Origin of the sequence: Thalassotalea insulae (assembly GCF_030161395.1) — a bacterium.
GTDB classification, from domain to species: Bacteria; Pseudomonadota; Gammaproteobacteria; order Enterobacterales; family Alteromonadaceae; genus Thalassotalea_E; species Thalassotalea_E insulae.
This window is the reverse complement of the sequence record NZ_BSST01000001.1, coordinates 368,889-394,986: the sequence shown is the minus strand read 5'-3', so window position 1 is coordinate 394,986 and position 26,098 is coordinate 368,889. Positions and strand designations below refer to the sequence as shown.

Sequence of the window (26,098 nt, the reverse complement as noted above, 5' to 3'; positions counted from 1 at the left end):
AGGAGCCTTTGATGAGATTTCATAATTATTTAGAAAAAATGGTGCAGGAAGAAGCTTCGGATCTATTTGTCACCGCAAAACTGCCAGTTAGTGCCAAAATTAATGGTGAGTTACAGCCTATTGATGAACATGCGTTATCACCTGAAGAAGCACTTGAACTTGTTCATAGTGCGATGAATGATAAGCAAAAATTAGAGTTTGATCAGGAAAAAGAGTGTAACTTTGCCATTTCTATTGACGGTATCGGCCGTTTTAGGGTTTCGGCTTTTTGGCAGCGTGATATGGCGGGTATGGTTATCCGGCGAATTGTTACGCAAATTCCGGATGCCGATGATCTTGGTTTGCCGTCTGTGCTTAAAGATGTGGTGATGAGTAAACGTGGCCTGGTATTGTTTGTTGGTGGTACCGGCACGGGTAAATCAACCTCTATGGCGGCGTTAATTGGTTATCGTAATAAAAACTCACGCGGTCATATTCTTACCATTGAAGATCCGGTGGAGTTTGTCCACGAGCATGGCAAGTCAATGATCACTCAACGTGAGGTCGGGCTTGATACCGAAAGTTTCGATAACGCGTTAAAAAGTTCTTTGCGCCAGGCACCTGATGTTATTCTTATTGGTGAGATCCGTAGTCAGGAAATCATGGAGCATGCCTTAAGTTTTGCTGAAACGGGTCACTTATGTATCGCTACTTTGCATGCGAATAATGCCAACCAGGCGATCGATCGTATAATGCATTTAGTTCCGGCAGAGCAACATGGTAAGTTATTGTTTGATTTAGCATTAAATCTTAGGGGAGTTATTGCACAACAATTAGTTCCGACCCGTGATGGTAACGGCCGAGTCGCGGCAATTGAGATCTTATTGAACTCACCTTTTGTTGCTGAGCTGATCAAAAAAGGTGAAGTAGGCAGTATTAAAGAAGTGATGGAAAAATCCAATGAATTAGGGATGCAAACTTTCGATCAGGCATTGTTTAACTTATATCAACAAGGTTTGATCAACTATGCTGATGCTATTCATCATGCAGATTCACCAAATGATTTACGCTTAATGATAAAATTACGCAGTAATGATCAAGGCGGTTCTGGTTCACTATCTGGTGTTACTATCGATGGTCTAGAGCCAAAGGATGAATAATACTGATTTGACTATATCACTAATCATATTGATATAACTTGATTAAATTATTTGCTGATTAAAGGCTGTTACGTTTATTGTGACAGCCTTTTTATTATTTAATGCTGCTTTTTAGTTGAAGAAATGCTGAGTAAACCAGTAGTTAATTGCAGCGGTTAAACAGTTTTAGTCCAATATTATTAACCATAGCGATAAAGTCACTATCGAGCATAAACTTGAAAATACCACCGTACCGGCAGATGTTTCGCGATGAAGCTGTTGGCTACTGGCGATTAAATACGCGTTTACACCGGTTGGGCTGGCACTTAAGATCACCAGTATAGTGGTGATCTCATTTGGTAACTGGAATAAATGATTGGCAAAAAAATAAACCAGTGTCGGTAATAAAACTAACTTAAACAAAGTAGCAAGCGTAATAAAATGCTTTTGCTGTGATAATTTGTATTGGCTTAATGATGTACCCAGTAATAGCAGTGCTAACGTAATGGTTGGCCAACTGAGCAGGTTGATGACCTCGCTAACACCATCTGGGACCCTTATTGGTGATAGGTTGACGATAAGTCCTGAAAGTATCGCCACCACTAAGGTATTTTTAGTCATTTGTTGGGTTAGTTTTTGCCACACTGACAGTGTTTCAGTTGTATTTGAAAAGCTGGTGGTGATGGTAAAGAGTAGCGCACTATGAAAGGTAATGATCATAAAAATAATACCGATCGCTTTATCGCCAAGCAAGGCATATAAAATGGGTAGTCCGATGATCACTGTATTAGAGTAACTGGCGGTTAGGGCAAAAACCCCGGCAGCACTGGCATTACCTTTTAGCTCACGATGGCAATGATAGTTAATTATCCAGGCGAGAGCATAGCAGAGTAATACTGGCAGATAAAAACAAGCAAAGTAGCGCCAGTCAAACTGTTGCTGGATATTAGCAGTTGCCATTTTATGAAATAAAAATAGCGGTATCAGGTAGTGAAATGTGATCTTATTGATGAAAGCTAACTGCTTTGCTGTTAATAATCGCTGATTGGCAATAAAAAAACCGAGTAAACAGGTGAGTGCTAACGGGGCGATCAGTTCAATAATCAACATTTAAAATGGATAGTGAGTAGCGTTATTGGTATTGCGTTTCAAAAAAGCTTTCAATGATAAGTCTTGCTGACTCGGCATCAATGTTGTCTTTTTTCAAATTACGGTAGCCGCCAGAATTAAATAATTGTTCTTTAGCATCTGCGGTGGTTAATCGTTCGTCCTGAAAAGCAATAGCGACTTTAAATTGGTTAGCGAGACGATGACCAAATTTTTTTGCATCAAAAGTTAATTGCTGCGGTGTGCCATCCATATTTAAGGGTAAACCAACAACAATTAGGTCAGGTTGCCATTGCTGAAAATATTGAGTTAACTGCTCTTGATTAGGCTTTCCATCTTTTGCTTTAATCGAACCTAATGGACTGGCGCTGCCGGTCATTTCCTGACCAACAGCAACACCGATAAATTTTTTACCAAAATCAAAACCTAATACCGTACGTTGTCCTGCGTGTGTTTTTGTGGTCATTAAGCGTGACCAACATCTGATGACAAATGCGCCAGATCGATACCAAGTTTTTCAGTCGCTTTTTTCCAGCGTTGCTCAATCGGGGTATTAAATAAAATATCACTGTCAGCTGGCATAGTGAGCCAGGAATTTGCCTGAATTTCTTGTTCCAATTGACCGGGCCCCCAGCCTGCATAGCCTAAGGTAACCATATAGTTATCCGGTGCTTGATCGCTACCTAACGCCATCAGAATATCTTTTGAAGTGGTGATCATAATGTCATCACTTAAGGCCAATGAGCTGCGCCATCCAGGTTGTGGGCTATGTAACACAAAGCCGCGATCGGTTGATACCGGACCACCAGTCAACACTTGTTGTGCAAGCTCCGGTAGTGCTTGTTTTTTTTCATCAAGCTGAGCGAGTAATTCATTAAGGGTGATATTAACTGGCAAATTAATGATCAGCCCCATGGCACCGTCATCATTGTGTTCGCAAATATAGGTGACAGTCTTATTGAAATACGGATCATTTAAACTAGGCATAGCAATAAGAAACTGATTTTCTAAACTATCCATAATACTACCTTAATTAAACTGTTACTCTGCATTTATATGCTCTTCAATGGCATCCATTAATTTGCCACTGATATTAATAGGAAATGCGGCCTCTATCTCCCTTATACAAGTCGGACTAGTGACATTAATTTCAGTCACTTTGTCACCAATGACATCTAACCCTACAAAGTATAGCCCACGTTTTTTCAATTCGGGAGCGATCATCTCTGCGATCATTTTATCTGACGCGGAAAGCGGTCTTGCTTCACCACGGCCACCGGCCGCTAAATTACCGCGAGTTTCCCCCTTAGCAGGTATACGCGCTAAACAATAGGGCATAGCTTCACCATTGACGATGAGAATGCGTTTATCACCGTCTTTAATCTCCGGCATATACTCCTGTACCATAGTATATTGATTGCCGTGATTAGTTAAAGTTTCGATAATTACGCCAATATTGGGATCTTTTTCATTGATACGAAAAATAGATGAGCCGCCCATACCATCGAGTGGCTTGATGATGACATCTTTTTCTTGCTGATGAAATGCTCTGATTTGCTCGGCTTTTCGGGTAACGAGTGTTTTTGCGGTTAATTCAGGGAACCAGGCAGTAAATAACTTTTCATTACAATCACGCAGGCTTTGTGGTTTATTAACGATCAAAGTACCGGCTTGTTCAGCGCGTTCAAGCATATAAGTGGCATAGATATATTCAGTATCGAATGGTGGATCTTTACGCATTAATACCGCATCTAAAGTTTCTACCGCGATATCTACGCTGTCACTTAATTCGTACCAGTGAGTTTCATCGTCAAATACTGTGATTTTGCAGACGTTAGCACGGCATTGGCCTTGGTAAAGATACAAGTCTGCCATTTCCATATAATAGATGTCATAGCCGCGTTTTTGCGCTTCGAGCATCATTGCCATGGATGAGTCTTTTTTCACTTTAACTTGTGAAATCGGGTCCATTACTATGCCAAGTTTAATTGTCATTTTTAATCCTAAGTTGTGAATTAGTTATCGCCGATTATTTTATGTCACCATAACGGCATTGTAGTGCGGTGATGGCGGTTAATGCCGCAGTTTCTGTACGTAATACTCGAGGGCCTAATAAAACATCAATAAAATCGTGTTGACTTGCCTGATTGATTTCATCATCACTGAGGCCGCCTTCTGGGCCGATCAGCAAGCGAACTCGCTGATTTTGTTCAGGTAAGTTCATAATTGAATGCTGGGCTTTCGGGTGGAGGTTTAATTTTAACGCCTCACTCGGTTGTGCTAACCAATCGTTTAACTGCTGTGCCGCTTTAACTTCAGGCACAGTGCAACGACCACTTTGCTCGCAGGCACTGATAACGATTTTTTGCCATTGATGAATTTTTTTACTTAAGCGCTCTCCGGAAATTTTAACGCCACAACGCTCACTAAATAGCGGAGTAATCGTATTTACCCCCAGTTCAACCGACTTTTGTAAGGTAAAGTCCATGCGATCACCGCGAGAAATTGTTTGACCAAGATGTATATTGACCGGTGATTCATTATTTACTTGCGCAAACTCAGTAATTTTTGCTTGGGCGCTTTTTTTGCTCACATTGACGAGCTCAGCGTGAAATTCGCCAAATTCGTTTTGATAAGGCTGACCGTTAAACAAGGTAATGGTATCACCATCATTTAAACGCAGTACTCTAATAGTATGGCCAAAGGCATCATCATTTAAGGTGATAGTGTCACCAATTTGCCAAGATTGATCTTGGTAGATTCGGGGGTTACGCATGCTGATTGTTTAAGAAAATCATAGTAGTTAACAACATAGGGGTAGCGGGTAAGAATTTCAATGATCAAAGTTGATAAAGAGTGTGCTTTTATTGTTTTCGCTATTTATACCAATTGAAATAAATATTTAACCTATTCAGAACTGTGTTAGGGAAGTGAGAATAAAGTCTTGCCTATAAGCCTTTTAATTCTCGTTGAATGAGCAAATATTTAATTCACTTGGTATTACTGGTCGTGGCATTTGAGGTTGTTATTGCAGCGACAGAGATATTAGTCATTTATTGTCGATTTTGTTACAATCGCGGCGGAATTTGGCAGCTAAGTGTTATCTGGCTGTCGTTATTGAAAATCTTAAGCGCCAGAATTACGCTCTGGCCAGCTCAATGGATAATATATGCAACAGATTAGTGTATGCGCCTTATATAAATTTGTGCGCCTTGAAAACTTTGAACAACTGAAAACCCCATTACTTGATGTTATGTTAGCGCATGAAGTAAAAGGAACATTATTACTGGCAAATGAAGGCATTAATGGCACGATTGCTGGTCCGCAATCCGGCATTGACGCTGTACTGGCACACCTGGCGCAAGACTCACGTTTAGGTGAAGTCTCACATAAGTATTCTTACGCTGATGAGAATCCGTTTCAACGTAGTAAAGTGAAGCTTAAAAAAGAAATCGTGACTATGGGAGTGGAAGGCATAGATCCAACATTAACCGTTGGTACTTATGTTAAGCCGCAAGATTGGAATGACTTGATCTCCGACCCTGAAGTATTACTCATAGATACCCGTAATGACTATGAGGTGGAAATTGGCACGTTTGAAAATGCGGTCAATCCCAATACTGAAACCTTCCGAGAGTTTCCACAGTATGTTGCTGAGCATTTAGATAAAAATAAGCACAAAAAAGTGGCAATGTTTTGTACCGGCGGTATTCGCTGCGAGAAATCAACCGCTTACCTTAAAGAACAAGGCTTTGATGAAGTTTACCATCTCGAAGGCGGGGTGCTGAAATATTTAGAAGAAGTGCAACCACAAGAGTCAAAGTGGCAAGGAGAGTGTTTTGTTTTTGACGGCCGTGTTGCGGTACGACACGGTTTAGAGCAAGGGCAATATGATCAATGTTTTGCCTGCCGTTATCCAATCACTGAGCAAGATAAGCAGAGTGAGCACTATATTAAAGGGGTATCTTGCCCTAAGTGTGTGGGTAAATATACTGAAGACCAGCGAGCGCGCTTTGCTGAGCGGGAACGTCAGATCAATCTGGCTAAACAGCGTGGTGAGCAACATATCGGTGGCGAAATCTCCGACGTGATCAAGCAGCGCCGTGAGCAGAAACTCGCAGCCAAAAAATCACAAGCAGAAAAATAGCTTTTCGTCCTGTTTTAACATCCTGATGACCTGCTAATGTAGGTCATTTTTGTTAAAAGACTAAGCTAAAAGTGGCGCCACCAGAGGGATTATTAGACGCTTTAATACTGCCTCCATGAGCGAGCATAATTTGTCTCGAGAGAGCTAAACCAACTCCGGAACCATCTCGTTTAGTGGTAAAAAAAGGCACGAATATTTGACTTAAGGCGGTGCTATCAATACCACAGCCATTATCGGTTACCTCTATTACTACATGTCCCCGTTTATTCAATTTTGCAATCACTGAAACTTCAGGCTGCTCCGCATTGGCTAAGGCATGCTCGGCATTTTGTAACAGGTTGATCAGTACTTGTTCTATCATGTTAACATCAACTGAAAAATCCAGCGCTTGTGGGGTAATATTGATGGAACATTTTATGCCTTTTTCTTGCCAGAACTGAGTTGCTATGGTTTGCACTTGTGCTAATAGTTCACTGATTTTTATCGTTTTAATGCTAGGGGCAGGTAATTTAGTCAGCTGCCGGTAGCTAGCGACAAAATTCATCAGACCATCACTGCGTTTTGCTACTGTTGTTACTGCGTCGGCAACATCTTGTAATTCTTCTGTTATTTCTTCGCTGTGACGACTTCTGGCTTGAATGTCTTCGGTTAACTCCATAGCGGTTTTAGCGAGTGAGGCAACCGGCGTAATGCTGTTCATTATTTCATGGGTTAATACTCGTACTAATTCCTGCCATGCTTGTAACTGAGTTCGGTCAAGCTCATTTTGAATGTCTTGCATGCTGAGTAACGTTTGTTGGTGTTGCTCGACGGTTAGTGTAGTTGTCGCTATGCTGAGACAGTGTGCCATGCCGTCAATGTGCATATCTATCAAGGTATTTTCACCGACTGGCAGTTGTTGAAGCAACTGTGGAATATCCGGGTTAAATTGCGCTAAATCGCTAACCTTGGTGACGCTGTTACTGCCAAATAATCGTCGAGCCGCATTATTCCATAATGTTAGTTGTTGGTTGCTGTGAATACTGAGCAATGGTACCGGAACGTGCTCAATCAGCGCTTTTAGCTGACGCAGTTCTTGTTCTTGTTGCGTGCGAGCTCGATGAAGTTTTGCAATGATTTCATCAAAGACCTGACCAAGTTCTTCAAAACCGGTGCCGACATCGGCCAGACTAAAGCGTTGAGAGTAATCTGCGTAGCGGGCAGCGTCTAAAAAACGCGTCAATTCGGCATTGGTTTTTTTGACAAAAGCAATGAGGTCATGAAATTGCAGGCCAATTAATAGCACCATCAAGATAATTGCTGCGTGGAAGCCTGGGGCGATAATAAAATAGGCTAAAAGTAATAACGACAATATAACCAACAAGGTACGGCTAATAATGAGTAATGAAAAACGATTAAAGCCCATGTTTTTCCATCCTTCTATATAGTGCCGCTCTGGTTAAACCTAGCTCTTTCGCGGTGTGACTGATGTTATATCTATGTTTTTTAAGTGCCAAACTGATTGTTTGTTTTTCTATTTTTTCTAAATTTAATTCATCCGCGGGGATTTGACTGCTATCAGTACTTGGTTGAACCGGGTTTGCTATAACCGAAGCGCCAGAGGTCGATAATTGAAAATCAGCTACTTGAAGCTCTGATGTTTGGGCAAGTACTACCGCTCGCTCAATTGCATGACGTAATGCTCGGATATTGCCCGGCCAGCTATCCTGATTAAGTGCCGTTAGTGCAGCATCACTGAGCGCGAGTTCTGGCTTATGATATTTTTTTTGATAGAGCTTAATAAAGTGCTTAGCAATTGGCGTTATATCTTCAATGCGTTCTCTTAATGGCGGTAGATGAATTTCGACGGTATTTAAGCGAAATAGTAGATCCTGACGAAACAGAGTGTCGTCCAGCAATTGCTCCTTGCTCAGGTTCGTTGCGCAAATGACCCGGACATTAAAGGGCTGCGCTTTATTCTCACCTACGGGGATTACCTGACGTTGCTCTAATACGGTTAACAGCTTTGCCTGTAAATGCAGTGGTAAATTGCCGATCTCATCTAAAAATAAGGTACCGCCGTCAGCGGCTTTCAGTCGGCCTATACGGTCTTGATGAGCTCCGGTAAACGCGCCTTTTTTATGGCCAAAGAGTTCACTTTCAAATAAGGTTTCTGAAATTGCTCCCAGATCGACTGACATAAACACCTTTTCATTGCGCAAGCTCTTTTGATGGAGCTCGCGGGCGACCAGTTCCTTACCGGTGCCGTTTTCTCCTAATATTAGGACATTGGCATCGGTTGGTGCGCTGCGCTCAATCAAGCTCCTAATTTGTTGAAAAGCAGGCGAGTTTCCTATCATCAATTGCTGTGCTGCCTGGTTGTTGGCCTGCACTAAGAGTTGATTGGTTTGTTTGAGTGTTTGTGCTTCTGAGCGGGTTTTGCCAAGCTTAATTGCGGTTGACAAGGTGGCAATGACTTTTTCGTTTTGCCATGGCTTAGCGATAAAGTCGGTGGCGCCGAGCTTCATTGCTTCTACCGCGACATCTACACCGCCGTGGGCAGTGATCATGATAATGATACTATCAGGCTTAAGAGCTAAAATTTTCTTTAGCCAGTAAAATCCTTGTTTTCCTGAGCTTTCACCTGGGCCAAAATTCATATCAAGTAAGATGACGTCAAATGATTGTTTGGCGAGTAACTCAGGAATTTGTGCTGGTTGGTTACAAATAGTGACCTCGCTAAAGCGTCGTTTTAATAACAACTTACCTGCGGTCAATATATCCAGATCATCATCAACAATTAAAATGCTGCCTTCTTCTTTCATCGGCTGAGTGTTTTAACTAATAAGTGTTCATTATCGTACAGTTAGTGTTCGTATACGTACAGTTTTTTATTTAGTTAATTAAATATAAAAAGATAAATCTATATAAATCATTAAGTTGTGTTTTGGCGTGGTTTTTGTAGTGTCAATACCAGTAAATGGTGATTATTAGTTAAATAGGCGTTATGAAAGAGACACATCAAACATTAACTTCGGTTGAAAACTCTCAGTCTGCGGTATCTGGCGCAGGTATGGACCGCAAAGTTACTCGTCGCAATAAACCTACAGTAAAATGGCTACTTGCCATTGTGGTGCTGATTGTCGTTATTAGCGGATATTGGATGGTTAATTTGCCAGGTGGTAAGGCATTAGCCGTGGATAATGAAAGGATCTCGGTGTCTGAAGTGGTCACAGCAACTTTTGAAGATTTTATCCCGGTGCGCGGTCGGGTGACACCTGCTAAAACAGTGTTTTTGGATGCTATTGAAGGCGGGCGAGTTGAACGTATTTTGGTGGAAGATGGCGCTGAACTTAAGGCGGGTGATTTAATCGTAGAGCTCTCTAATGCATCACTTCAGCTCAATGTATTAGGTAATGAGGCACGCGTTGCAGAGCAACTCAATAATATGCGCTCGATTGAACTGAACCTGGAGCAAAATCGTCTGCAACATAAACGTAATCTGGTTGATATTAATTATCAGATCAAAATGTTAACTCGGCAATTAAGCCGTGAACAAGCCTTAGTCAAAACGGGAGCGATCAACCAATCTAAATATGATGATACTCAAGACACCTTAGATTGGTATAAAAGTCAGTTAGTGCTAACGCTGGAGAGTCAAGCATCTGATACTAAAATGCAGGAAGCACAGTTGGTGTTTTTAAAAAGCACGGCTCAACGTTTAGAAAGTAATCTGGCGATTTCCCGCCAAAACCTGGAAAACATGAATGTCAAAGCGCCGGTTAACGGTAAGTTGTCCGGTTTTAATGTTGAAGTCGGTCAAAGTATTGGTCGTGGTGAACGTTTAGGGCAAATTGATACCCCGAATGATTACAAGGTTACTGCATTTATTGATGAGTTTTATTTGGGACGTGTCGATATCGGCCAGAGAGCGAGATTCGAACAGTATCAACTCGCCATTGCTAAAATCTATCCGCAAGTACAGAACGGTCAATTTGAAGTGGATTTTAAATTTACCGACCGTCAGCCCAGAGATATTCGTCGCGGTCAAACGATACAAACCAAACTGACTTTAGGTGATGCGACGAAAGCAACACTTATCCCTAATGGCTCATTTTATCAGGATACTGGTGGTAACTGGATTTTTGTCGTCACTCAAGATGGCAGTGAAGCGGTGAGAAGACCAGTGCGCTTAGGTAGAAGAAACAGTCGATATATCGAAGTGTTGGAAGGGTTAGAGCCGGGGGAACAGGTTATAACCAGCCCTTACAGCAGTTATCAGGACATGCAGCGGCTGAAATTACATTAATTGACGAAGACAGAAAAGACATTGAAAACAAATTTTAGGAAAGGATAAAAACATGCTGAAATTACATAACCTCTCAAGAGTTTACCAAACCGATGACGTAGAAACTTTGGCGTTAAATAACGTCAATATTGAAATTGCTAAAGGGGAGTTTGTTGCCATTATGGGGCCGTCGGGTTGTGGTAAATCGACCTTACTCAATACTATTGGCATGTTGGATTCACCGACAAGCGGTCAGTATTTTTTTCAAGATCAAGATATCTCCGGTTTTAGCGAAGCGCAGTTATCAGCGATCCGCAAAAAAAATATCGGGTTTATTTTTCAGAACTTTAACCTGATTGATGAATTAACCGTGGCAGAGAATATTGAACTTGCCTTGCTTTATCATAATATTCCTGCGGCTGAACGTCAGCAACGAGTGGCTAAGGTGATGGATAAAGTTGGTATTGCCCATCGCGCAAAACATATGCCGAGTCAATTGTCAGGAGGACAGCAACAACGAGTGGCTGTGGCTCGTGCGGTAGTGGGTGATCAGGCGATGATATTAGCGGATGAACCGACCGGAAACCTCGACAGTGCTCATGGGCAGGAGGTGATGGAAATGTTGCAGGCACTTAATGATGAAGGCACTACTATCGTCATGGTGACTCATAGCCCAGCGCATGCTGACTTTGCCAAGCGTACCATTAACTTATTTGATGGTCATGTAGTGACTGAAAATGTCCGCGCGGCGTAAAAATAGCCAATGCAATAAGGAATCATGATGTTTAAGAATTACTTAGTGACTGCGTGGCGTAATATTGTCAAAAATGGCATGTTTTCCGCGCTTAATATTTTTGGTCTTGCAATTGGCTTGATGAGTTGTATCTTGATCATGCTGTTTGTTCGTTCGGAAACCGGGTTTGATAACTGGCTACCAGAAAATGACCGTTTGGTTCGGTTACATAGTGCTTTTCATATGCCGGGTCGGGAACCCTTTTTGAGTGTACGTTCTGCTGGACGCATGATGGAAGCGATTAGGGATTACGCCAGTAATGAAATTGAAACCGGTGTCCGGTTTATTCAATGGCCGTTAACGGTTCGTCAAAATGAGAACGTTTTCTCTGAAAAGGTTACTATGGTTGATGGCAGTTTCTTTGATGTTTTCAAATTACCTTTTACCCATGGCAATAGCTCAACATCTTTTAATAAACCGTTGGATTTTCTGATCACCGAAAGATTGGCATTAAAGTATTTTGGTAAAACCGATGTTATTGGTGAAACTTTAACCTTATGCTGTTTAAGCGATACCCCAAGTGATGTTGTTATTACCGGTGTTTTAGCTGATTTTCCCGAAAATACACACCTTAATACTGAAATGATCGCGTATCTTCAACCGGCGTTATTCGGAGAAAATAACGGCATACTGGATTCATGGACGAACCTCAATGTTTATACTTATTTTAAATTAAACGCCGGGGTTAATTTAGAAGATGTGCAGCAACGTATTGATTACTGGATGAATAATGAAAGCCCGTTAGTTGAAATGATGAAGCAGTTTTTAGGGGAAAAAGCGATAGGTAAAAAGGTCACCGATTTTGCTAATCAAAAATTAATGCCGCTAACGGATATCCATTTATATGCCCGTAAACACGCTGGTAATCAAGGGGATTTGACGCCTATGGGCGATATTGAAGTGATTAATACCTTTAGTATTGTTGCCATTTTAGTGTTAGTGATTGCCTGTATTAATTTTATTAATCTGTCGACCGCAAAAGCCAGTAAACGTGCGAAAGAAGTGGCGATGCGTAAAGTACTCGGCGCAACAAGAACGCAGGTGGCAATACAATTTTTGCTAGAAGCTATTACCTTAGTATTTATTGCGCTGCTAATTGCCTTGGTTGCCGTTGAACTGATATTACCGCTATATAACCAAGTATTAGGAAAAAACTTGGAATTACATTTATTTACCACGCCTGGCTTGTTATTGGTATTAATTGCGTTAGCGCTATTGGTGGGAATTGGTGCTGGGCTTTATCCGGCGTTGTACTTATCACGCTTTTTGCCTGGGCATATTTTAAAAGCCAGTAAGAGTGCGGAAGCTGGTAGTTCCACTAAGTTACGAACCTTTTTAGTGGTTTTTCAGTTTACTACGTCAATCGTATTAGTAATCGCTACGTTAGTGGTTTATGGTCAGACGATTTTTGCTAACTCGGTTGATCTTGGTTATCAAAGTAATAATAAACTGATCTTAAATATTGAATCAGCGGGGGATAACTTAGCGAGTTTAAAACAGGAACTACTTAATCTACCTGAAATTACTTCTGTGGTGTATTCGTCAGAAGCGCCTTCTCAGGATCGTGAAAACAATGATCAGTTTAAATTACTAGAAACATTGCCTGGTGGTGGCGCTAACGAGCCGCTAATCATTAATTATCATGATATGGATTATGGTTTTTTTGAAGCATATCAGGTCAAGCCCATCGCAGGTAGGTTGTTTGACCAAAACTATGGCACTGACACTTACATTCCGGTGGAAGATGGCGAAGACCGAGTCGGTACGGCAAGTGCTATTTTAAATGAGTCTGCGTTAACTAAGCTTGGTTTTAAATCGCCTGAAGAAGCAATAGGTAAAACGCTGGCATTTAGAAAGCACCATTTAACCATTATTGGTGTTATCCCTAATCTTTATTTTCGTTCGATTAAATTCGGCATCAGGGCGAGTGTTTATAAGTTAACGCCGAGTCGATTTAGAGTCGCGAGTTTAAGCTTTAATACGAATGACTTATCAAGCTTACTCACTAAAGTGGCACGGGTGTGGAAAAATAATGTGCCGATGGAACCGATTAATGTGCAATTTTTATCTGAAATGATGAAAGCTCAGTATGATAATGAACTGACCACGGCGCAATTGTTTTTAGTGTTTTCAGTACTGGCAATCATTGTCGCTTGTTTAGGCTTGTTTGGTCTCTCCGCATTTACAGTAGAGCGTCGCACCAAAGAAATCGGTATTCGTAAAGTGATGGGGGCAAACGTAACAGATATTGTTCGCTTATTGATTTGGCAATTTTCAAAACCTGTGGTAATTGCTAATTTTATTGCCTGGCCGATTGCCGGCTATATGATGCTGTCTTGGTTAGAAGCATTTCCTTACAGGATTGATAACCTAGTATTGCTGCCAATATTTTTATCGGTCAGTATACTATCTCTATTGATTGCCTGGATAACGGTGGGCACCAATACCACTAAGGTAGCAAGAAAAAATCCGATTCACGCCTTGCGTTATGAGTAAAAAGATTAATATATTAAAATAACAAAAAACCGCTCATTTGAGCGGTTTTTTTAATGGATGAGAACTATTTTTATAAACCAGCAGCAGCTCTAAGTGCTTCAGCTTTATCTGTTTTTTCCCAGCTAAAAGCGGTAAAAGTATCATCGCCAACGGTCATTTCAAACGGTTCACGGCCGAAGTGACCATAAGCGGCTGTTTGACGGTACATCGGATGTAATAGGTCTAACATCTTAGTGATACCGTAAGGGCGCAGATCAAAATGCTGACGTACCAGTTCAATCAGTTTTTCTTCACTGACTTTACCTGTGCCGAAGGTTTCGATTGAAATAGAGGTTGGTTCTGCCACACCTATGGCATATGACACCTGAATTTCACAACGGTCAGCTAAACCAGCAGCGACAATATTTTTCGCGACATAACGGCCAGCATAAGCAGCACTGCGATCCACTTTTGATGGATCTTTACCAGAGAAGGCACCACCACCATGACGAGCCATACCGCCGTAGGTATCAACGATAATTTTACGACCGGTTAAGCCACAATCACCCACTGGGCCACCGATAACAAAACGGCCGGTTGGGTTAATAAAATACTTGGTTTCCGGTGTTAAAAACTCGGCGGGTAATACCGCTTTAATGATGTTTTCCATGACCGCTTCATGCAAATCATCTTGTGTAATTTCCGGGTTATGTTGTGTCGACAATACTACGGCATCGATAGCAACTGGCTTATTATCTTCATAAATGAAAGTTACCTGAGATTTTGCATCAGGGCGTAACCAAGGTAAAACACCAGATTTACGAATTTCTGCTTGGCGCTCAACTAAACGATGTGAATAGTATAATGGTGCAGGCATTAAGGTTTCAGTCTCATTGGTTGCATAACCAAACATTAACCCTTGGTCACCGGCACCTTGATCTTCAGGCTTAACGCGGTCAACACCTTGAGCAATTTCAGGTGATTGCTGACCGATTAAATTCATGATGCCACAAGTATCGCCGTCAAAACCTACATCTGACGAAGTGTAGCCAATATCAGTTATCACTTTACGTGTTAAATCTTCCAAATCAACCCAAGCCGTAGTTGATATTTCACCTGAAATGATGGCAACACCTGTTTTTACCATAGTCTCACAAGCAACACGAGCGTGTTTATCTTGAGTGATGATGGCATCTAATACTGCATCTGAAATTTGATCAGCAATTTTATCTGGATGACCCTCAGAGACAGACTCTGAAGTGAAAAAATGTCTAGACATAAACCCTCGAAACATTAACAAGTTTAATCAATGAGGGGATGGTTAATAAGATACTAACAGCCCCTAACACACTAATTAATAGCGTAACACGCACTAATATTAGCACTAATGAAGCGATTGTAACCTGAGTTTATAGAAATATCTACTTTTTTACGTCTAGACGTCTAAAATAATTTATCTGGTGATTAAATTGATTCAAATGGGCGTAGGGGCAGGTCATTTTGCCAGAGTTTATTAAAAATAACTTGCTGCTGTGGGGTTGCTAATGAGCTATAGAAGTGGTGCTGGCCAGGCGTTGTGTTCGTGGTTAACAGCTGATGCAGCGCTAATTGTCGATGTAGTTGTTGCGTAACCGGTGCGGCAGTTTCGATAAGTTTTATATCTGAACCAACTAATTGCTTAATTGTGTTACTGACAAAAGGATAATGTGTACAACCTAGGACTAAGGTATCAACTTGTTGTTGCATCAGTGGATTAAGGTAGGTTGCTAATAACTCTTTACATTGAGTAGAGTTGGCGAGCCCTTGTTCTATGAGTTCAACTAAACCGGGGCAGGGCTGAATAAAGACTTCACTGCCGTTTTTGTATTTTTCTACTAAGTCAAGGAATCGCTTATTTGTCGCGGTGGCTTGAGTCGCTAATATTGCTACTTTTTTACTTTTACTCTGTTTAGCAGCCGGTTTAATTGCCGGTTCAACGCCGATAATAGGTAATGATATTTCGTTTCTTAACTGTTCGATAACATTGACGGTGGCAGTATTACAGGCAACGACTAATGCTTTACATTGCTGCTGCATTAACCAGCGGGCAACAAGGGTTACACGGGTTTTTATTTCGGCAACGGAAATGTCACCATAAGGTGCGTAGGCCGAATCAGCCAGGTAAATTAAGTTTTCATTGGGCAACTGTTCGGCGATACATTTGGCAATAGAGAGCCCACCCACGCCAGAGTCGAATATACCTATGGCTGATGTTAAATTTATCGGTTGCTGTGAATTGTCAGTCATTAATGTGATTAAGTGATGAAAAACCTTGTCGTTATAGGCAGTTTTCGATTTAATGTAAAGAGAAAATATTCATAAAAATAATGACTTTCACTCATGTCTAGCAGTATTTCATTTAAAAGTATCAAACAGTTCCCACCGTTGATGTGGGTTATTCTATTTGGTGATTTTATCACCCGTGGTAGCTATTACATGGTCTGGCCGTTTCTGGCGGTGATCCTTTATCAAAAGTTCGCTTTAAGTGCGACTGAAGTCGGCGCGATTTTATCGGGCGCTGCGGTACTTTCAGTTTTTGTTGGTTTTTTTGGTGGCGCTATTTCAGACACGTTTGGCCGTAAGCGGGTAATGTTTAGTAGCGGTATTATTTATGTATTGTCATTTGTATTGTTATCACAAGTAGACAGTGTGGTTGGATATATCGTGGTGATCACATGTTGTTCAATGTCAAAAGCGGTGTGGGATCCACCGACACAAGCATTGGTTTCTGATATTTTACCGGATCTTAATGTCAGGGAACTTGCATTGCAGGGGCGCTATTTTGTGATTAATGTTGGTTGTGCCATCGGACCTATTATCGGCGTTTATTATGGCGTAACTGGTCAGCAATCAACGTTTTTATTAACCGCTGGTGCATTTGCGCTGTGGTTAGCTTTGTTGGCAGTTGCACTTAATAAACATGGTGAAATTGCTAAACATAAACACCAGAAAGAGCAAAAGCTGTCTGCGACGTGGCGGGTGCTATGGCAAGATAAAATGCTGCAATGTTTGATTGTCGCTAATTTGGTGTGTTTATTTGTCTATGCGCAAATGGATAGTACGTTAATTCAATATTTAACTCGTGCTGATGTACCCGAATTAATGACCTTGATTTCCAGCTTAATTTTGACCAATGCGGTGGTGATCGTCAGTAGTCAGTTTATTTTATTAAAACTATTAGCAAGTCTTTCTTTAACACAGCGTATTAAAGTCGGTTTGGTGTTGCTAGCGTGCTCGCAAGTGTGGATGAGCATCAATCCGGTTGATGAGTTTTGGGGGTGGATCGCGGCTATTGCAGTGATGAGTGTTGCCGAAGCGATTTTATTCCCAACAATGAATGTACAAATTGATCGATTAGCACCGAGCCATTTAAAAGGTGCCTATTTTGGCGCGGCGTCTTTTTATTCTGTCGGATATGCGATTGCCCCGTTTGGTGGCGGTATTATTTTAGATATATTAGGCGGGCCTTGGGTTTTTGCCATTGGTACTGTACTGATTGTTGGCGTTTATTACCTCTACAGTATTTTGCACCGGATGCCGCGACCTGATTTTGAATTGTTGCCTGCTGAGAAAAGTTAATATTTATGGCTATCGGGCTGTTAAAAAAGAGAAGACAGACTTCCAGAATGCCGCAGTCAACTTTAGTCCTGAACACCGTGTGTTCAGGGCGGAAATTGCTTAATAACCGTAGGCTTCCCGGTACGAGCCGGGTATGCTCAATAGCTACTAATTGATTTCCTAAGGTAAAACTTATCGGCTCAGGGACATAGTTAACATACAAACATCCCAGAAGACTTAAAACAAATTATAGCTAATTTTGACGAGGTGATTAAGTGTTTTTTCGACTAGCTTGTACTAAACGGTGATTGATTAAACTAACTGAGTTATCTTTAAGCAATTTTCACCTTTTTTGAGCGTCAAGGAATTGATGTCAGAGAAGGTGTAGAATTTAGGCGTGTTTTTTCGGTTGCTTAACCGCTTGTTCTATCGTTTGTTGTAATAGATCAACCTGACTTTGCAGTGCTTGCTTTTCTTGGGCAAATTTTCGCTGCTGCGCTAAATAATCATGCGCCAGATTAAGTGCCGTCATTAACATCGCTTGCTCAGGAGTTTTGAGTGACTGGCCTTTGCTATTATCTTTGGTGATGCGTTGATTAAGCTCTTCTGCTGCCTGTAATAACGCAGATTCTTGTCCTTGCGGACAAGCAACTTTTAGTCGGCGATTTGCCACTTCAATGGTCACGTTATGTTGGCTCATAAAAATTTAAGGTTTCTTTTAACAGCTAAGTTATTGGTTAAAAAGCTATTTGGTTGTTTAATATACAATTTTATTTATAGCTTATAAGAAAGCACTATAACTACGTGTGATCACAAGTGCAAGCGCCATTTAGCATTATTCTTCAATAGTTTTATCCGGCGGGCAGTGGTAGGATAAGCCTATAAAACTATTAGCGAATATATTGAGCACATGACAGACAATAACCTATTAGATTTCGCTTCTTTGCAAGCAATCATCACCACAGAAGATGTCAAAATTCACGGTTGTGAGTTACATGGCGTATTAACCGGGCTGATCTGCGCCGGTTATAGTTTTGAAAACAGCGATTACTTATCCATGCTCAACGATGTTTTTAATAATGGTGAAGCGCTGACAAGTAAATTGCGAATGACAGTTAAACTGATGTTTGGTCAGGTATGGCAGAGTCTTTTGGATGATAATTACAGTTTCAATTTGTTACTGCCTGATGATGATGACTCATTAGTAGAGCGTGGTCATGCGCTAGGTGCCTGGGTTCAGGGCTTTAATTTAGGCTTTGGTTTACAGCAAAGTAAATCTGCTAAATTATCTGAAGATGTTAAAGAAGTGCTGACAGACTTTGCTGAAATTGCCAATCTCTCCGATGAAATAGAAGAAGATGAAACCACAGAACAGGCCTATTTTGAGATCGCTGAGTATGTGCGGATTTCAGCGTTATTGTGTTTTACCGAGTTAGGTACTCCGCCAGAGAGTAAAGAGAAATCAGACACTATTCATTAGTGATTGGATAAATTATGCGTGAGACCTTGATCCCTATTAGCGAATTTGCTCAGCGACGTCAGCGTTTTCTTGCACAAATGCAGGACAATAGCATTGCTTTTTTTGCTGCTAACACGTTAGCGACTCGCAGCAATGATACCGAATATCTATTTTGTCAGGACAAAACATTTTATTATTTAACTGGCTTTAATGAGCCGGATGCGGTGCTAGTACTGGTAAAGTCAGCAACTCCTGAAAGTATTTTATTTTGTTTGCCAAAAGATCCTCAAGCAGAGGTTTGGCATGGTCGCCGGGTTGGCGAACAACAAGCAAAAAGCCAATATTTGTTTGACCAGACGGCAAGTGTTGAGCAGCTGGAGCAGATGGCGCCGGAGCTAATAGCGAATAAATCCGCACTTTATTATTGCTATGGCGCTCATCAACCACTGGAGCTACAAATATTTCAGTGGCTAACTAAAGTTAAAGCGCAATCTCGCCTAGGTATTAGTGCACCGAAAAGCCTGATTGATTGCCAGGCAATGCTTGATGAGATGCGTTTATTTAAATCTGACGCTGAACTTGATGTCATGCGCCAAGTGAATATTATCAGTGGCAAGGCGCATCAACGAGCAATGGAAAAAACTCACCCTGAAATGTTTGAATATCAGATAGAAGCTGAGTTATTGCATGAGTTTGCGCGTCATGGGGCGCGCCATGCTGCTTATAACTCTATTGTTGCTGGTGGAGATAATGCCAATATTTTGCATTATACCGATAATAGTGAACCATTAAATCATGGCGATTTATTATTAATTGATGCCGGTGGTGAACTCGCTGGCTATGCCGCTGATATTACAAGAACATTTCCGGTGAGTGGTCAATTTTCTCAGCCTCAAAAGGCTTTGTATCAACTAGTACTCGATGCCCAGCAACAATGTATTGATGCGATTAAACCCGGGCAAACATTAGCGGCGTTAAATGAGTTATGTAATCAGGTATTAACCAAGGGCTTGTTAGCGCTTGGCATTTTGCAAGGTGATCTAGAGCAATTAATGGCAGAAAAAGCCTGTAAGAAATATTTTATTCATGGCTTAGGGCATTGGTTGGGACTGGATGTCCACGATGTTGGTGATTATCAGGTCAATGACCGACAGCAATTACGACCATTTGAACCTGGCATGGTGATGACAATAGAACCCGGTTTGTATTTTCCATTAACTGATGACTCAGTTGAAGAAAAATGGCGTGGTATCGGGATACGAATTGAAGATAATGTCCTGGTAACTGATCAAGGTCATGAAAACTTAACCGTTAATGCGCCAAAATCTATTGCTGAAATAGAAGCACTGATGGCGGGATAGCCGTTAATCGATGCCCAGTGTTAAGTGAATAATTAAACGAGATAGCAGTGAGTAATAACAAGCAACATTTTGATATTGTTATCGCAGGAGGCGGTTTATCTGGATTGCTGGCGGCGCTCAGCCTGGCAAATTTAACTAAGCAAGATGGTAGTTCATTATCGATTGCTATTATTGAAGCAAATGATATTGAGCAGCAACCAGAGCTTACTTTTGATGCGCGTGTGTTAGCTTTATCTCACGGCAGCGTCAGTTATTTACAATCTTTAATTGATTGGCACACATTAGACGCATATGCGGCACCAATTAAGCAGATCCATATTTCAGATCGCGGTCATTATGGTAAAGCGCGTATCAATGCGACTGAACATCAGGTTACTGCCTTAGGTTATGTGGTGGAAATGTCGCGTTTAGGTCAGGCTTTATTGGCTAGTGCGAAGCGATACTCAAATATCCATTGGTTCTGTCCTGACAGCATTGCAGCCATTGACTGGCAAAAACAGCAAGTAACAGTACAGTTAAATTCAGCGCAACAAATAGACGGGCAGCTCATACTTGCCTGTGACGGTGCGCAATCAAGTTGTCGGCAATTTGCCAATATCAGTTCAAATGCTACTCCTTATCATCAATCGGCGGTGATCGCGAATGTCAGCATGGAGAAAGCTCATCAGAATGTTGCGTATGAGCGTTTTACTGAAATGGGTCCTATTGCGATGTTGCCATTAGCAGATGGTAATAGTGACAGTAAAAAGTGCTCATTAGTGTGGACTTTAACTCCGGAAAAAGCGGAGCAGGTGGTGCAACTAGACGATATATCGTTTCAGCAAGCACTTGTACAGGCGTTTGGTGGTTGGTTAGGTAACGTTGAGCAACTGGGACAACGTACCTGTTATCCATTACATTTAGTGCGCGCGAATGAGCAGATCTATCATCGTATGGTGTTAGTGGGTAATGCTTCTCATACTATTCATCCAATAGCTGGTCAGGGCTTTAATTTAGGGGTAAGAGATGTTGCTCAATTGCGTGATGTACTCAAACAGTTATTGACGCAGGGCAAAGACATAGCGCAATTTTCCGCTTTAAATGATTATGCTCAAAACAGGGCGACCGATCATCAGCAAGTGATCACGTTAACGGATTCGTTAGTCACCTTGTTTTCAAATGAATTACCGCCGTTAGTTGCCGGACGAAATATTGGCTTGAAAGTGTTAAATTATTGTAAGCCGTTAAAAAATAGTCTGGTTAATAAAACTATGGGTTATTAGCCTTGGCGCGTTGTTGTGTCTCAAAAGATAGTTAGAAAAAATATTCGAGAATTGCATGCAAAAATATGATGTTTTAATTGTTGGTGGCGGCATGGTGGGGTTAACCACAGCGTTAGCTATTCGTCAGCACAGCCCGTTAACCGTAGCCATAGTGGATACACAACCATTAGCCGAAATAACCTCAGATGCCGACGTTCGAGTCAGTGCCATTAATGCGGTCAGCCAGCAGTTATTTACCAACCTTGATGTCTGGCAGGCAATGATTGAAATGCGGGCCCAGCCTTATCAGCAGATGCATATTTGGGATAAATCAGGTTATGGCAAGCTGGACTTTACCCTCGATGATTTAGCTGCGCGCGAGCACAACGGCCAATTGGGTTGGATCATTGAAAATAGTGTTATCCGCCGCGCGTTATGGAAAAAAGCGGAACAGGATCAAGGTATTAGCTTTTATACTGAGGAAAAACTCTCGAATATCGCTGTTGGTGAAAGTGAAGTGTTCGCCAGTTTTAGCAGCTTACCGCCGATCACCGCTAAACTAGCGGTTGGTGCGGATGGTGCTCGTTCCTGGTTACGGGAACAATTGAAGTTTTCAATGACTTTTCAAGATTATGATCATCATGCCATTGTTGCATCAGTAAAAACTCCACAAGGTCATAGTAATACTGCGTGGCAGGTATTTTTAGATACTGGCCCATTGGCCTTTTTACCACTTTCGATGCAACAACAAGGCAGTGACTTATGTTCTATTGTCTGGTCAACATCGCCAGAGCGGGCGCAGCAGTTAACTGAATTATCACCACAGGATTTTGCTAAAGAAATTACCGCTGCGTCTGACGGCAAGCTAGGTAGTATTAGTCTGGTAAGCGAACGTTTTACCTATCCGTTAACCATGCGTTTTGCTCAGGATGTAGTGAAAGATCGGGTAGTGCTGGTAGGTGATGCTGCCCATACGATTCATCCGCTGGCGGGCCAGGGAGTGAATTTAGGCTTATTAGATGCGGCAGCACTAGCACAAACCTTAACAGCGCCATTTGATCATCAGTCAGTGAATGCTGAAACGACTCATTGGGTTGACAGCATTGCGTTACAGCAATATCAACGCTGGCGTAAAGCGGATGCCGCCGAGATGATTGCAGCGATGTCGGCAATCAAACAGGTATTTACTCCGCAACAAGCACCGATTAAATTATTACGTGGCTTAGGCATGAGCTTGATCAATCAAGTCACCCCGGTAAAAAGTCAGTTGATCAAGCAGGCATTAGGTTATCGTCATCATTTGCCGGATTTAGCTAAAACCGTTGCTGATTAATAGTGAGATGAGCTAAGTGTCAGAGAAAGGGAGAGTTTTCTCCCTTTTTAATAGTCGCTATGATTTGGTTTGGCAAACAAAGCTGTATTAATAGGTGTAATACTGGTAGTTGGTATTTTTATATGGCATTAACTCATAATGTGGCTGAATAAAGGCAACCAGATTAATGAGTTCAGTGATAGTCATCACATCGTTAAATACTTTCATTTTAGATGTGCCATCTTGTTGTATCTTAGATAGCGGATAACCTCGGGCAAATTTATGTGATGGGTTGATCACTGACGTTACCAGTTCAGCATAAGTTTTTACCTGCGTGGTTTTTCCGCCTAGTCGAATGGAAAATTCGGCTTCTTGTGGCTGTGTTATATCATCTATTTGATGACAGCCACTGCATTGATATTTAATAAACACTTGTTTGCCTAAGTCAGCGTCACCATGTGGGAGACTAAAGCCCCGAGGAGAATCAGCCCCTTTATCACAGCTGACAATTAACAATAGACAAAGAAAAAAAACTCCGCTCACCAAATATTTCATGTTCACTTCCTTTTCAATATGTTTGACAATTAACGCTATATATCAACCATAGACTAAAAATCTGATTTTTATAAAGAATGGAAGGTATGTATCAATGATGTCTTATGCTTGATAAAGCGCGCACAGCCTATTCAAACTTGGAAGATAAGTTATCCAGTAAAAAGATGCTGGAACTTACTTTGATCACACAGCGTAAAAATTCAGGTAAATAATCGGAGTTTTCGATATAAGCATCACTGTCAAAGTTATCGGCGGCATCGTTTTTCGTAAATTGCACTTCTAATGCATCCGAGAGTTTTTCAATAATATGTTCAGGTACGGCTAACCGGGTGGCGAGCATAATAAGCTTTGATGCTTTATAGTTGGTGAGTTCTCGTAAAAAGAAGATGTCGTAACTTACTCCTTGGTCTTTCACTCTGTCAGGATGGATCAACCATTCTGCGGTGGCAATTGCGACAAAGGTAAACTTGGTCTTTTTATCTATTTTTGTATTCAGCCAAATGGTGAGCTTTTCATCCACGTCGATACCAATTTTACAATAATCCTGTAATTGCTCATCTAAGACCACTCGAATGTGTAACGATTGGCAAATAGCTTTAAGATCTACCGTATCTTGATGTGTTGCCGACTCAATTAATCTTTGTATTGCAGAGTTGCTCATTATTCACTGCCTTTTATTGATACCCTTGTGTTGGTTTACCAACGCAAATTTTGCAAATTTCTTCTATGTATAAAGTCAATTTTAGCAGCTAAATAAGATATTTATCAGATGGCTTAATCATAAAGCGCGGCGTTTAGGGCAATTTTGTTTGGTTGGCTTTTATTTATCAAATATCAATCTGAGTAAAATTTTTATATATCTAAATTATCCGAATTAAATTTTTATATTGTTATTTTACTAGTTTAAAATTTGAAACCACTGCTTTTATTTGTTGAATCAACGGTATCGTCCCGCTATAATTACGCGCAAATTTTGTAAACAATCAGCCGTTACTTTTGGCGCTAGCGTCTAAACTAACAGCTATTCATGCAATCACAGTGGAACTTTAACAATGACAAATAAAACCGTACTTCATGCTAAGCACCTTGAAGCTGGCGCAAAAATGGTTGACTTCCATGGCTGGGAAATGCCGATCAATTATGGTTCTCAAATTGAAGAACACCACGCCGTGCGTACTGATGCCGGGATGTTTGATGTGTCTCATATGACGATTGTCGATGTTAAAGGTAGCGATGCCAAAGCGTATTTACGTCGTTTAGTGATTAATGACGTCGCTAAATTAGAAGTTGCCGGTAAAGCGCTTTACACTGGCATGTGTAATGACGAAGGCGGTGTGATTGATGATTTAATTATCTATTTTTTTACTGACACCGATTACCGCTTAGTGGTTAACTCTGCTACTCGTGAAAAAGACTTAGCTTGGATGAACAAGCAAGCAGAAGGTTTTGATATTACCATTACTGAACGTCCTGAATTTGGCATGATCGCTGTACAAGGTCCTCAAGCTAAAGCAAAAGTAGCCACTCTTTTATCCGCTGAACAAACTCAAGCGGTTGATGGTATGAAGCCATTTTTTGGTGTACAAGCCGGTGAGTTGTTTATTGCCACTACTGGTTACACGGGTGAAAACGGCTATGAGATTGTGGTACCACAAGAACAAGCGGCAGATTTATGGCAACAATTATTAGATGCCGGTGTTAAGCCTTGTGGTTTAGGCGCACGTGATACCTTACGTTTAGAAGCGGGTATGAACTTATACGGCTTAGATATGGACGAAACGGTATCACCACTTGCGGCAAACATGGCATGGACGATAAGCTGGGAACCAAGCGATCGTAACTTCATCGGTCGTGATGTACTAGCAGCGCAGCGTGAAGCAGGCGATCAGCCAAAATTGGTTGGCTTAGTAATGACTGATAAAGGCGTATTACGTTCAGGATTAAAAGTGATTTCTGCTGCCGGCGAAGGTGTGATCACCTCAGGTACTTTCTCGCCAACATTACAACATTCTATTGCCATGGCACGTGTACCACGTAGTGTTAAAGTGGGTGATACGGTAGAAGTTGAAATGCGCAAAAAGTTAGTTAAAGTTAACGTAGTTAAGCCAAGCTTTGTCCGTAATGGTAAAAGCCAGCTGGATTAATTTTTAACTTGCTCTATAGTGATAAACGAGTAGGGCATTAGCCAATATTTGATAATAATACATAAACATTAGGAACAAAAAAATGAGCAACATTCCTTCAGAATTAAGATACGCAACATCGCATGAATGGGTACGTAATGAAGGTGACGGAATCGTTACTGTAGGTATTACAGAACATGCACAAGAATTATTAGGTGATATGGTTTTTGTTGAATTACCTGAAGTGGGTGAAAGCGTCAGCACTGGTGACGACGTTGCTGTAGCAGAATCTGTTAAAGCGGCTTCTGATATTTATGCTCCGGTTTCTGGTGAAGTTGTTGAAGTGAATGAAGACTTAGAAGATTCACCTGAGTTGGTTAACTCAGACGCTTTTGGCGACGGCTGGATGTTCAAAATTAAATTGGAAGATGAAAGCGAACTTGCTGCATTACTTGATGCAGAAGGTTACGAAAACTCAATTGACGAAGACTAATCGTTAATTAACAAATATTTAAAGCCCTGAACTCAAGTTCGGGGCTTTCT

At 41.2% G+C, this 26,098-nt stretch carries 24 protein-coding genes and 1 other RNA gene; 12 read left to right on the top strand and 13 right to left on the bottom strand.

From position 1 onward, the window contains the following. Nucleotides 1-11 precede the first annotated feature (11 nt). Nucleotides 12-1,139, top strand: a complete 1,128-nt coding sequence (locus QQK06_RS01835) for a PilT/PilU family type 4a pilus ATPase (RefSeq protein ID WP_284242865.1) — start codon at nucleotides 12-14, stop codon at nucleotides 1,137-1,139. Nucleotides 1,140-1,304: 165 nt separating this feature from the next. Here QQK06_RS01835 and QQK06_RS01830 read toward each other — a convergent pair whose 3' ends face one another. From QQK06_RS01830 to rsmE, 5 genes are read right to left on the bottom strand one after another with little or no spacing between them, the layout of a single operon-like run. Beyond that, nucleotides 1,305-2,228: an AEC family transporter gene (locus QQK06_RS01830; RefSeq protein ID WP_284242862.1), complete on the bottom strand. Its 924-nt coding sequence runs from the start codon at nucleotides 2,226-2,228 to the stop codon at nucleotides 1,305-1,307. Nucleotides 2,229-2,250: 22 nt separating this feature from the next. Continuing rightward, nucleotides 2,251-2,691 (bottom strand): Holliday junction resolvase RuvX, encoded by a 441-nt coding sequence (gene ruvX / locus QQK06_RS01825; protein ID WP_284242861.1) that lies wholly within the window; start codon nucleotides 2,689-2,691, stop codon nucleotides 2,251-2,253. Next, complete coding sequence (locus QQK06_RS01820; protein ID WP_284242859.1) at nucleotides 2,691-3,245, bottom strand: YqgE/AlgH family protein; 555 nt, start codon at nucleotides 3,243-3,245, stop codon at nucleotides 2,691-2,693. Before QQK06_RS01820 ends, ruvX begins: the two co-directional genes overlap by 1 nt. A gap of 21 nt (nucleotides 3,246-3,266) precedes the next feature. Further along, a complete protein-coding gene (gene gshB / locus QQK06_RS01815; protein WP_284242858.1) occupies nucleotides 3,267-4,220 on the bottom strand; it encodes a glutathione synthase in 954 nt (317 codons plus the stop codon). Between the two features lie 34 nt (nucleotides 4,221-4,254). Next, nucleotides 4,255-5,001 (bottom strand): 16S rRNA (uracil(1498)-N(3))-methyltransferase, encoded by a 747-nt coding sequence (rsmE, locus tag QQK06_RS01810; protein WP_284242857.1) that lies wholly within the window; start codon nucleotides 4,999-5,001, stop codon nucleotides 4,255-4,257. A 393-nt stretch (nucleotides 5,002-5,394) separates the two neighbouring features. Here rsmE and trhO point away from each other — a divergent pair, with 393 nt between their 5' ends. Continuing rightward, complete coding sequence (gene trhO, locus QQK06_RS01805; RefSeq protein WP_284242855.1) at nucleotides 5,395-6,372, top strand: oxygen-dependent tRNA uridine(34) hydroxylase TrhO; 978 nt, start codon at nucleotides 5,395-5,397, stop codon at nucleotides 6,370-6,372. Nucleotides 6,373-6,424: 52 nt separating this feature from the next. On the opposite strand, the gene QQK06_RS01800 is transcribed toward trhO, so the two are convergent. Next, a complete protein-coding gene (locus QQK06_RS01800) occupies nucleotides 6,425-7,777 on the bottom strand; it encodes a sensor histidine kinase (RefSeq protein WP_284242854.1) in 1,353 nt (450 codons plus the stop codon). After that, the gene (locus QQK06_RS01795; protein ID WP_284242853.1) at nucleotides 7,767-9,176 is read right to left on the bottom strand and encodes a sigma-54-dependent transcriptional regulator; all 1,410 of its coding nucleotides are present in this window, start codon (nucleotides 9,174-9,176) and stop codon (nucleotides 7,767-7,769) included. Before QQK06_RS01795 ends, QQK06_RS01800 begins: the two co-directional genes overlap by 11 nt. Before the next feature lie 182 nt (nucleotides 9,177-9,358). On the opposite strand from QQK06_RS01795, the gene QQK06_RS01790 reads away from it, so the two are divergent. Genes QQK06_RS01790 through QQK06_RS01780 form a run of 3 tightly spaced genes read left to right on the top strand, consistent with a single transcriptional unit; the run spans nucleotide 9,359 to nucleotide 13,928 of the window. After that, complete coding sequence (locus QQK06_RS01790) at nucleotides 9,359-10,660, top strand: efflux RND transporter periplasmic adaptor subunit (RefSeq protein WP_284242852.1); 1,302 nt, start codon at nucleotides 9,359-9,361, stop codon at nucleotides 10,658-10,660. A 52-nt stretch (nucleotides 10,661-10,712) separates the two neighbouring features. After that, a complete protein-coding gene (locus QQK06_RS01785; protein WP_284242850.1) occupies nucleotides 10,713-11,393 on the top strand; it encodes an ABC transporter ATP-binding protein in 681 nt (226 codons plus the stop codon). Nucleotides 11,394-11,417: 24 nt separating this feature from the next. Beyond that, complete coding sequence (locus tag QQK06_RS01780; protein ID WP_284242849.1) at nucleotides 11,418-13,928, top strand: ABC transporter permease; 2,511 nt, start codon at nucleotides 11,418-11,420, stop codon at nucleotides 13,926-13,928. 70 nt (nucleotides 13,929-13,998) lie between these two features. On the opposite strand, the gene metK is transcribed toward QQK06_RS01780, so the two are convergent. Beyond that, nucleotides 13,999-15,186, bottom strand: a complete 1,188-nt coding sequence (metK, locus tag QQK06_RS01775) for a methionine adenosyltransferase (protein ID WP_284242848.1) — start codon at nucleotides 15,184-15,186, stop codon at nucleotides 13,999-14,001. Nucleotides 15,187-15,371: 185 nt separating this feature from the next. Further along, entirely contained in the window at nucleotides 15,372-16,193 is an 822-nt protein-coding gene (gene murI, locus QQK06_RS01770) for a glutamate racemase (RefSeq protein WP_284242847.1), read from the bottom strand. A gap of 93 nt (nucleotides 16,194-16,286) precedes the next feature. On the opposite strand from murI, the gene QQK06_RS01765 reads away from it, so the two are divergent. Continuing rightward, nucleotides 16,287-17,525 (top strand): MFS transporter, encoded by a 1,239-nt coding sequence (locus tag QQK06_RS01765; RefSeq protein WP_284242846.1) that lies wholly within the window; start codon nucleotides 16,287-16,289, stop codon nucleotides 17,523-17,525. A 35-nt stretch (nucleotides 17,526-17,560) separates the two neighbouring features. Here QQK06_RS01765 and ssrS read toward each other — a convergent pair. Beyond that, nucleotides 17,561-17,742: non-coding RNA, 6S RNA (ssrS, locus tag QQK06_RS01760), on the bottom strand. Nucleotides 17,743-17,895: 153 nt separating this feature from the next. Next, on the bottom strand, nucleotides 17,896-18,204 hold the full coding sequence (locus QQK06_RS01755; protein ID WP_284242845.1) for a cell division protein ZapA: 309 nt from the start codon (nucleotides 18,202-18,204) through the stop codon (nucleotides 17,896-17,898). 210 nt (nucleotides 18,205-18,414) lie between these two features. Here QQK06_RS01755 and QQK06_RS01750 point away from each other — a divergent pair, with 210 nt between their 5' ends. The 4 genes from QQK06_RS01750 to QQK06_RS01735 are packed head-to-tail and all read left to right on the top strand — an operon-like array spanning nucleotide 18,415 to nucleotide 22,898. Next, on the top strand, nucleotides 18,415-18,984 hold the full coding sequence (locus tag QQK06_RS01750) for a UPF0149 family protein (protein WP_284242844.1): 570 nt from the start codon (nucleotides 18,415-18,417) through the stop codon (nucleotides 18,982-18,984). Nucleotides 18,985-18,998: 14 nt separating this feature from the next. Next, on the top strand, nucleotides 18,999-20,324 hold the full coding sequence (pepP, locus tag QQK06_RS01745) for a Xaa-Pro aminopeptidase (protein WP_431313626.1): 1,326 nt from the start codon (nucleotides 18,999-19,001) through the stop codon (nucleotides 20,322-20,324). 47 nt (nucleotides 20,325-20,371) lie between these two features. After that, on the top strand, nucleotides 20,372-21,586 hold the full coding sequence (ubiH, locus tag QQK06_RS01740) for a 2-octaprenyl-6-methoxyphenyl hydroxylase (protein WP_284242843.1): 1,215 nt from the start codon (nucleotides 20,372-20,374) through the stop codon (nucleotides 21,584-21,586). A 55-nt stretch (nucleotides 21,587-21,641) separates the two neighbouring features. Further along, nucleotides 21,642-22,898, top strand: coding sequence for an FAD-dependent monooxygenase (locus tag QQK06_RS01735; RefSeq protein ID WP_284242842.1), 1,257 nt, complete (start codon nucleotides 21,642-21,644; stop codon nucleotides 22,896-22,898). Between the two features lie 87 nt (nucleotides 22,899-22,985). Here QQK06_RS01735 and QQK06_RS01730 read toward each other — a convergent pair whose 3' ends face one another. Beyond that, entirely contained in the window at nucleotides 22,986-23,432 is a 447-nt protein-coding gene (locus QQK06_RS01730; RefSeq protein ID WP_284242841.1) for a c-type cytochrome, read from the bottom strand. 127 nt (nucleotides 23,433-23,559) lie between these two features. Then, nucleotides 23,560-24,093 carry a hypothetical protein gene (locus QQK06_RS01725; protein ID WP_284242840.1) on the bottom strand — a complete coding sequence of 178 codons (534 nt, stop codon included), beginning with the start codon at nucleotides 24,091-24,093 and terminating at the stop codon, nucleotides 23,560-23,562. A 391-nt stretch (nucleotides 24,094-24,484) separates the two neighbouring features. Between QQK06_RS01725 and gcvT the strand changes: the two genes are divergently transcribed. Together gcvT and gcvH are read left to right on the top strand one after the other, a co-directional pair. Further along, nucleotides 24,485-25,576, top strand: a complete 1,092-nt coding sequence (gene gcvT / locus QQK06_RS01720; RefSeq protein WP_284242839.1) for a glycine cleavage system aminomethyltransferase GcvT — start codon at nucleotides 24,485-24,487, stop codon at nucleotides 25,574-25,576. Nucleotides 25,577-25,658: 82 nt separating this feature from the next. Further along, nucleotides 25,659-26,048, top strand: a complete 390-nt coding sequence (gene gcvH, locus QQK06_RS01715) for a glycine cleavage system protein GcvH (protein ID WP_284242838.1) — start codon at nucleotides 25,659-25,661, stop codon at nucleotides 26,046-26,048. The last annotated feature ends 50 nt before the right edge of the window (nucleotides 26,049-26,098 follow it).

Bases quoted from the DNA above. Each gene is read 5' to 3' on its own strand.
- gcvH (WP_284242838.1), top strand. From the start codon at position 25,659: ATGAGCAACATTCCTTCAGAATTAAGATACGCAACATCGCATGAATGG.
- gshB (WP_284242858.1), bottom strand. From the start codon at position 4,220: ATGACAATTAAACTTGGCATAGTAATGGACCCGATTTCACAAGTTAAA.
- QQK06_RS01820 (WP_284242859.1), bottom strand. From the start codon at position 3,245: ATGGATAGTTTAGAAAATCAGTTTCTTATTGCTATGCCTAGTTTAAAT.
- QQK06_RS01780 (WP_284242849.1), top strand. From the start codon at position 11,418: ATGATGTTTAAGAATTACTTAGTGACTGCGTGGCGTAATATTGTCAAA.
- QQK06_RS01725 (WP_284242840.1), bottom strand. From the start codon at position 24,093: ATGAGCAACTCTGCAATACAAAGATTAATTGAGTCGGCAACACATCAA.
- metK (WP_284242848.1), bottom strand. From the start codon at position 15,186: ATGTCTAGACATTTTTTCACTTCAGAGTCTGTCTCTGAGGGTCATCCA.
- murI (WP_284242847.1), bottom strand. From the start codon at position 16,193: ATGACTGACAATTCACAGCAACCGATAAATTTAACATCAGCCATAGGT.
- QQK06_RS01795 (WP_284242853.1), bottom strand. From the start codon at position 9,176: ATGAAAGAAGAAGGCAGCATTTTAATTGTTGATGATGATCTGGATATA.
- ruvX (WP_284242861.1), bottom strand. From the start codon at position 2,691: ATGACCACAAAAACACACGCAGGACAACGTACGGTATTAGGTTTTGAT.
- QQK06_RS01785 (WP_284242850.1), top strand. From the start codon at position 10,713: ATGCTGAAATTACATAACCTCTCAAGAGTTTACCAAACCGATGACGTA.
- QQK06_RS01765 (WP_284242846.1), top strand. From the start codon at position 16,287: ATGTCTAGCAGTATTTCATTTAAAAGTATCAAACAGTTCCCACCGTTG.
- QQK06_RS01730 (WP_284242841.1), bottom strand. From the start codon at position 23,432: ATGAAATATTTGGTGAGCGGAGTTTTTTTTCTTTGTCTATTGTTAATT.
- gcvT (WP_284242839.1), top strand. From the start codon at position 24,485: ATGACAAATAAAACCGTACTTCATGCTAAGCACCTTGAAGCTGGCGCA.
- QQK06_RS01835 (WP_284242865.1), top strand. From the start codon at position 12: ATGAGATTTCATAATTATTTAGAAAAAATGGTGCAGGAAGAAGCTTCG.
- QQK06_RS01830 (WP_284242862.1), bottom strand. From the start codon at position 2,228: ATGTTGATTATTGAACTGATCGCCCCGTTAGCACTCACCTGTTTACTC.
- QQK06_RS01750 (WP_284242844.1), top strand. From the start codon at position 18,415: ATGACAGACAATAACCTATTAGATTTCGCTTCTTTGCAAGCAATCATC.
- QQK06_RS01800 (WP_284242854.1), bottom strand. From the start codon at position 7,777: ATGGGCTTTAATCGTTTTTCATTACTCATTATTAGCCGTACCTTGTTG.
- QQK06_RS01790 (WP_284242852.1), top strand. From the start codon at position 9,359: ATGAAAGAGACACATCAAACATTAACTTCGGTTGAAAACTCTCAGTCT.
- pepP (WP_431313626.1), top strand. From the start codon at position 18,999: ATGCGTGAGACCTTGATCCCTATTAGCGAATTTGCTCAGCGACGTCAG.
- trhO (WP_284242855.1), top strand. From the start codon at position 5,395: ATGCAACAGATTAGTGTATGCGCCTTATATAAATTTGTGCGCCTTGAA.
- QQK06_RS01755 (WP_284242845.1), bottom strand. From the start codon at position 18,204: ATGAGCCAACATAACGTGACCATTGAAGTGGCAAATCGCCGACTAAAA.
- rsmE (WP_284242857.1), bottom strand. From the start codon at position 5,001: ATGCGTAACCCCCGAATCTACCAAGATCAATCTTGGCAAATTGGTGAC.
- QQK06_RS01735 (WP_284242842.1), top strand. From the start codon at position 21,642: ATGCAAAAATATGATGTTTTAATTGTTGGTGGCGGCATGGTGGGGTTA.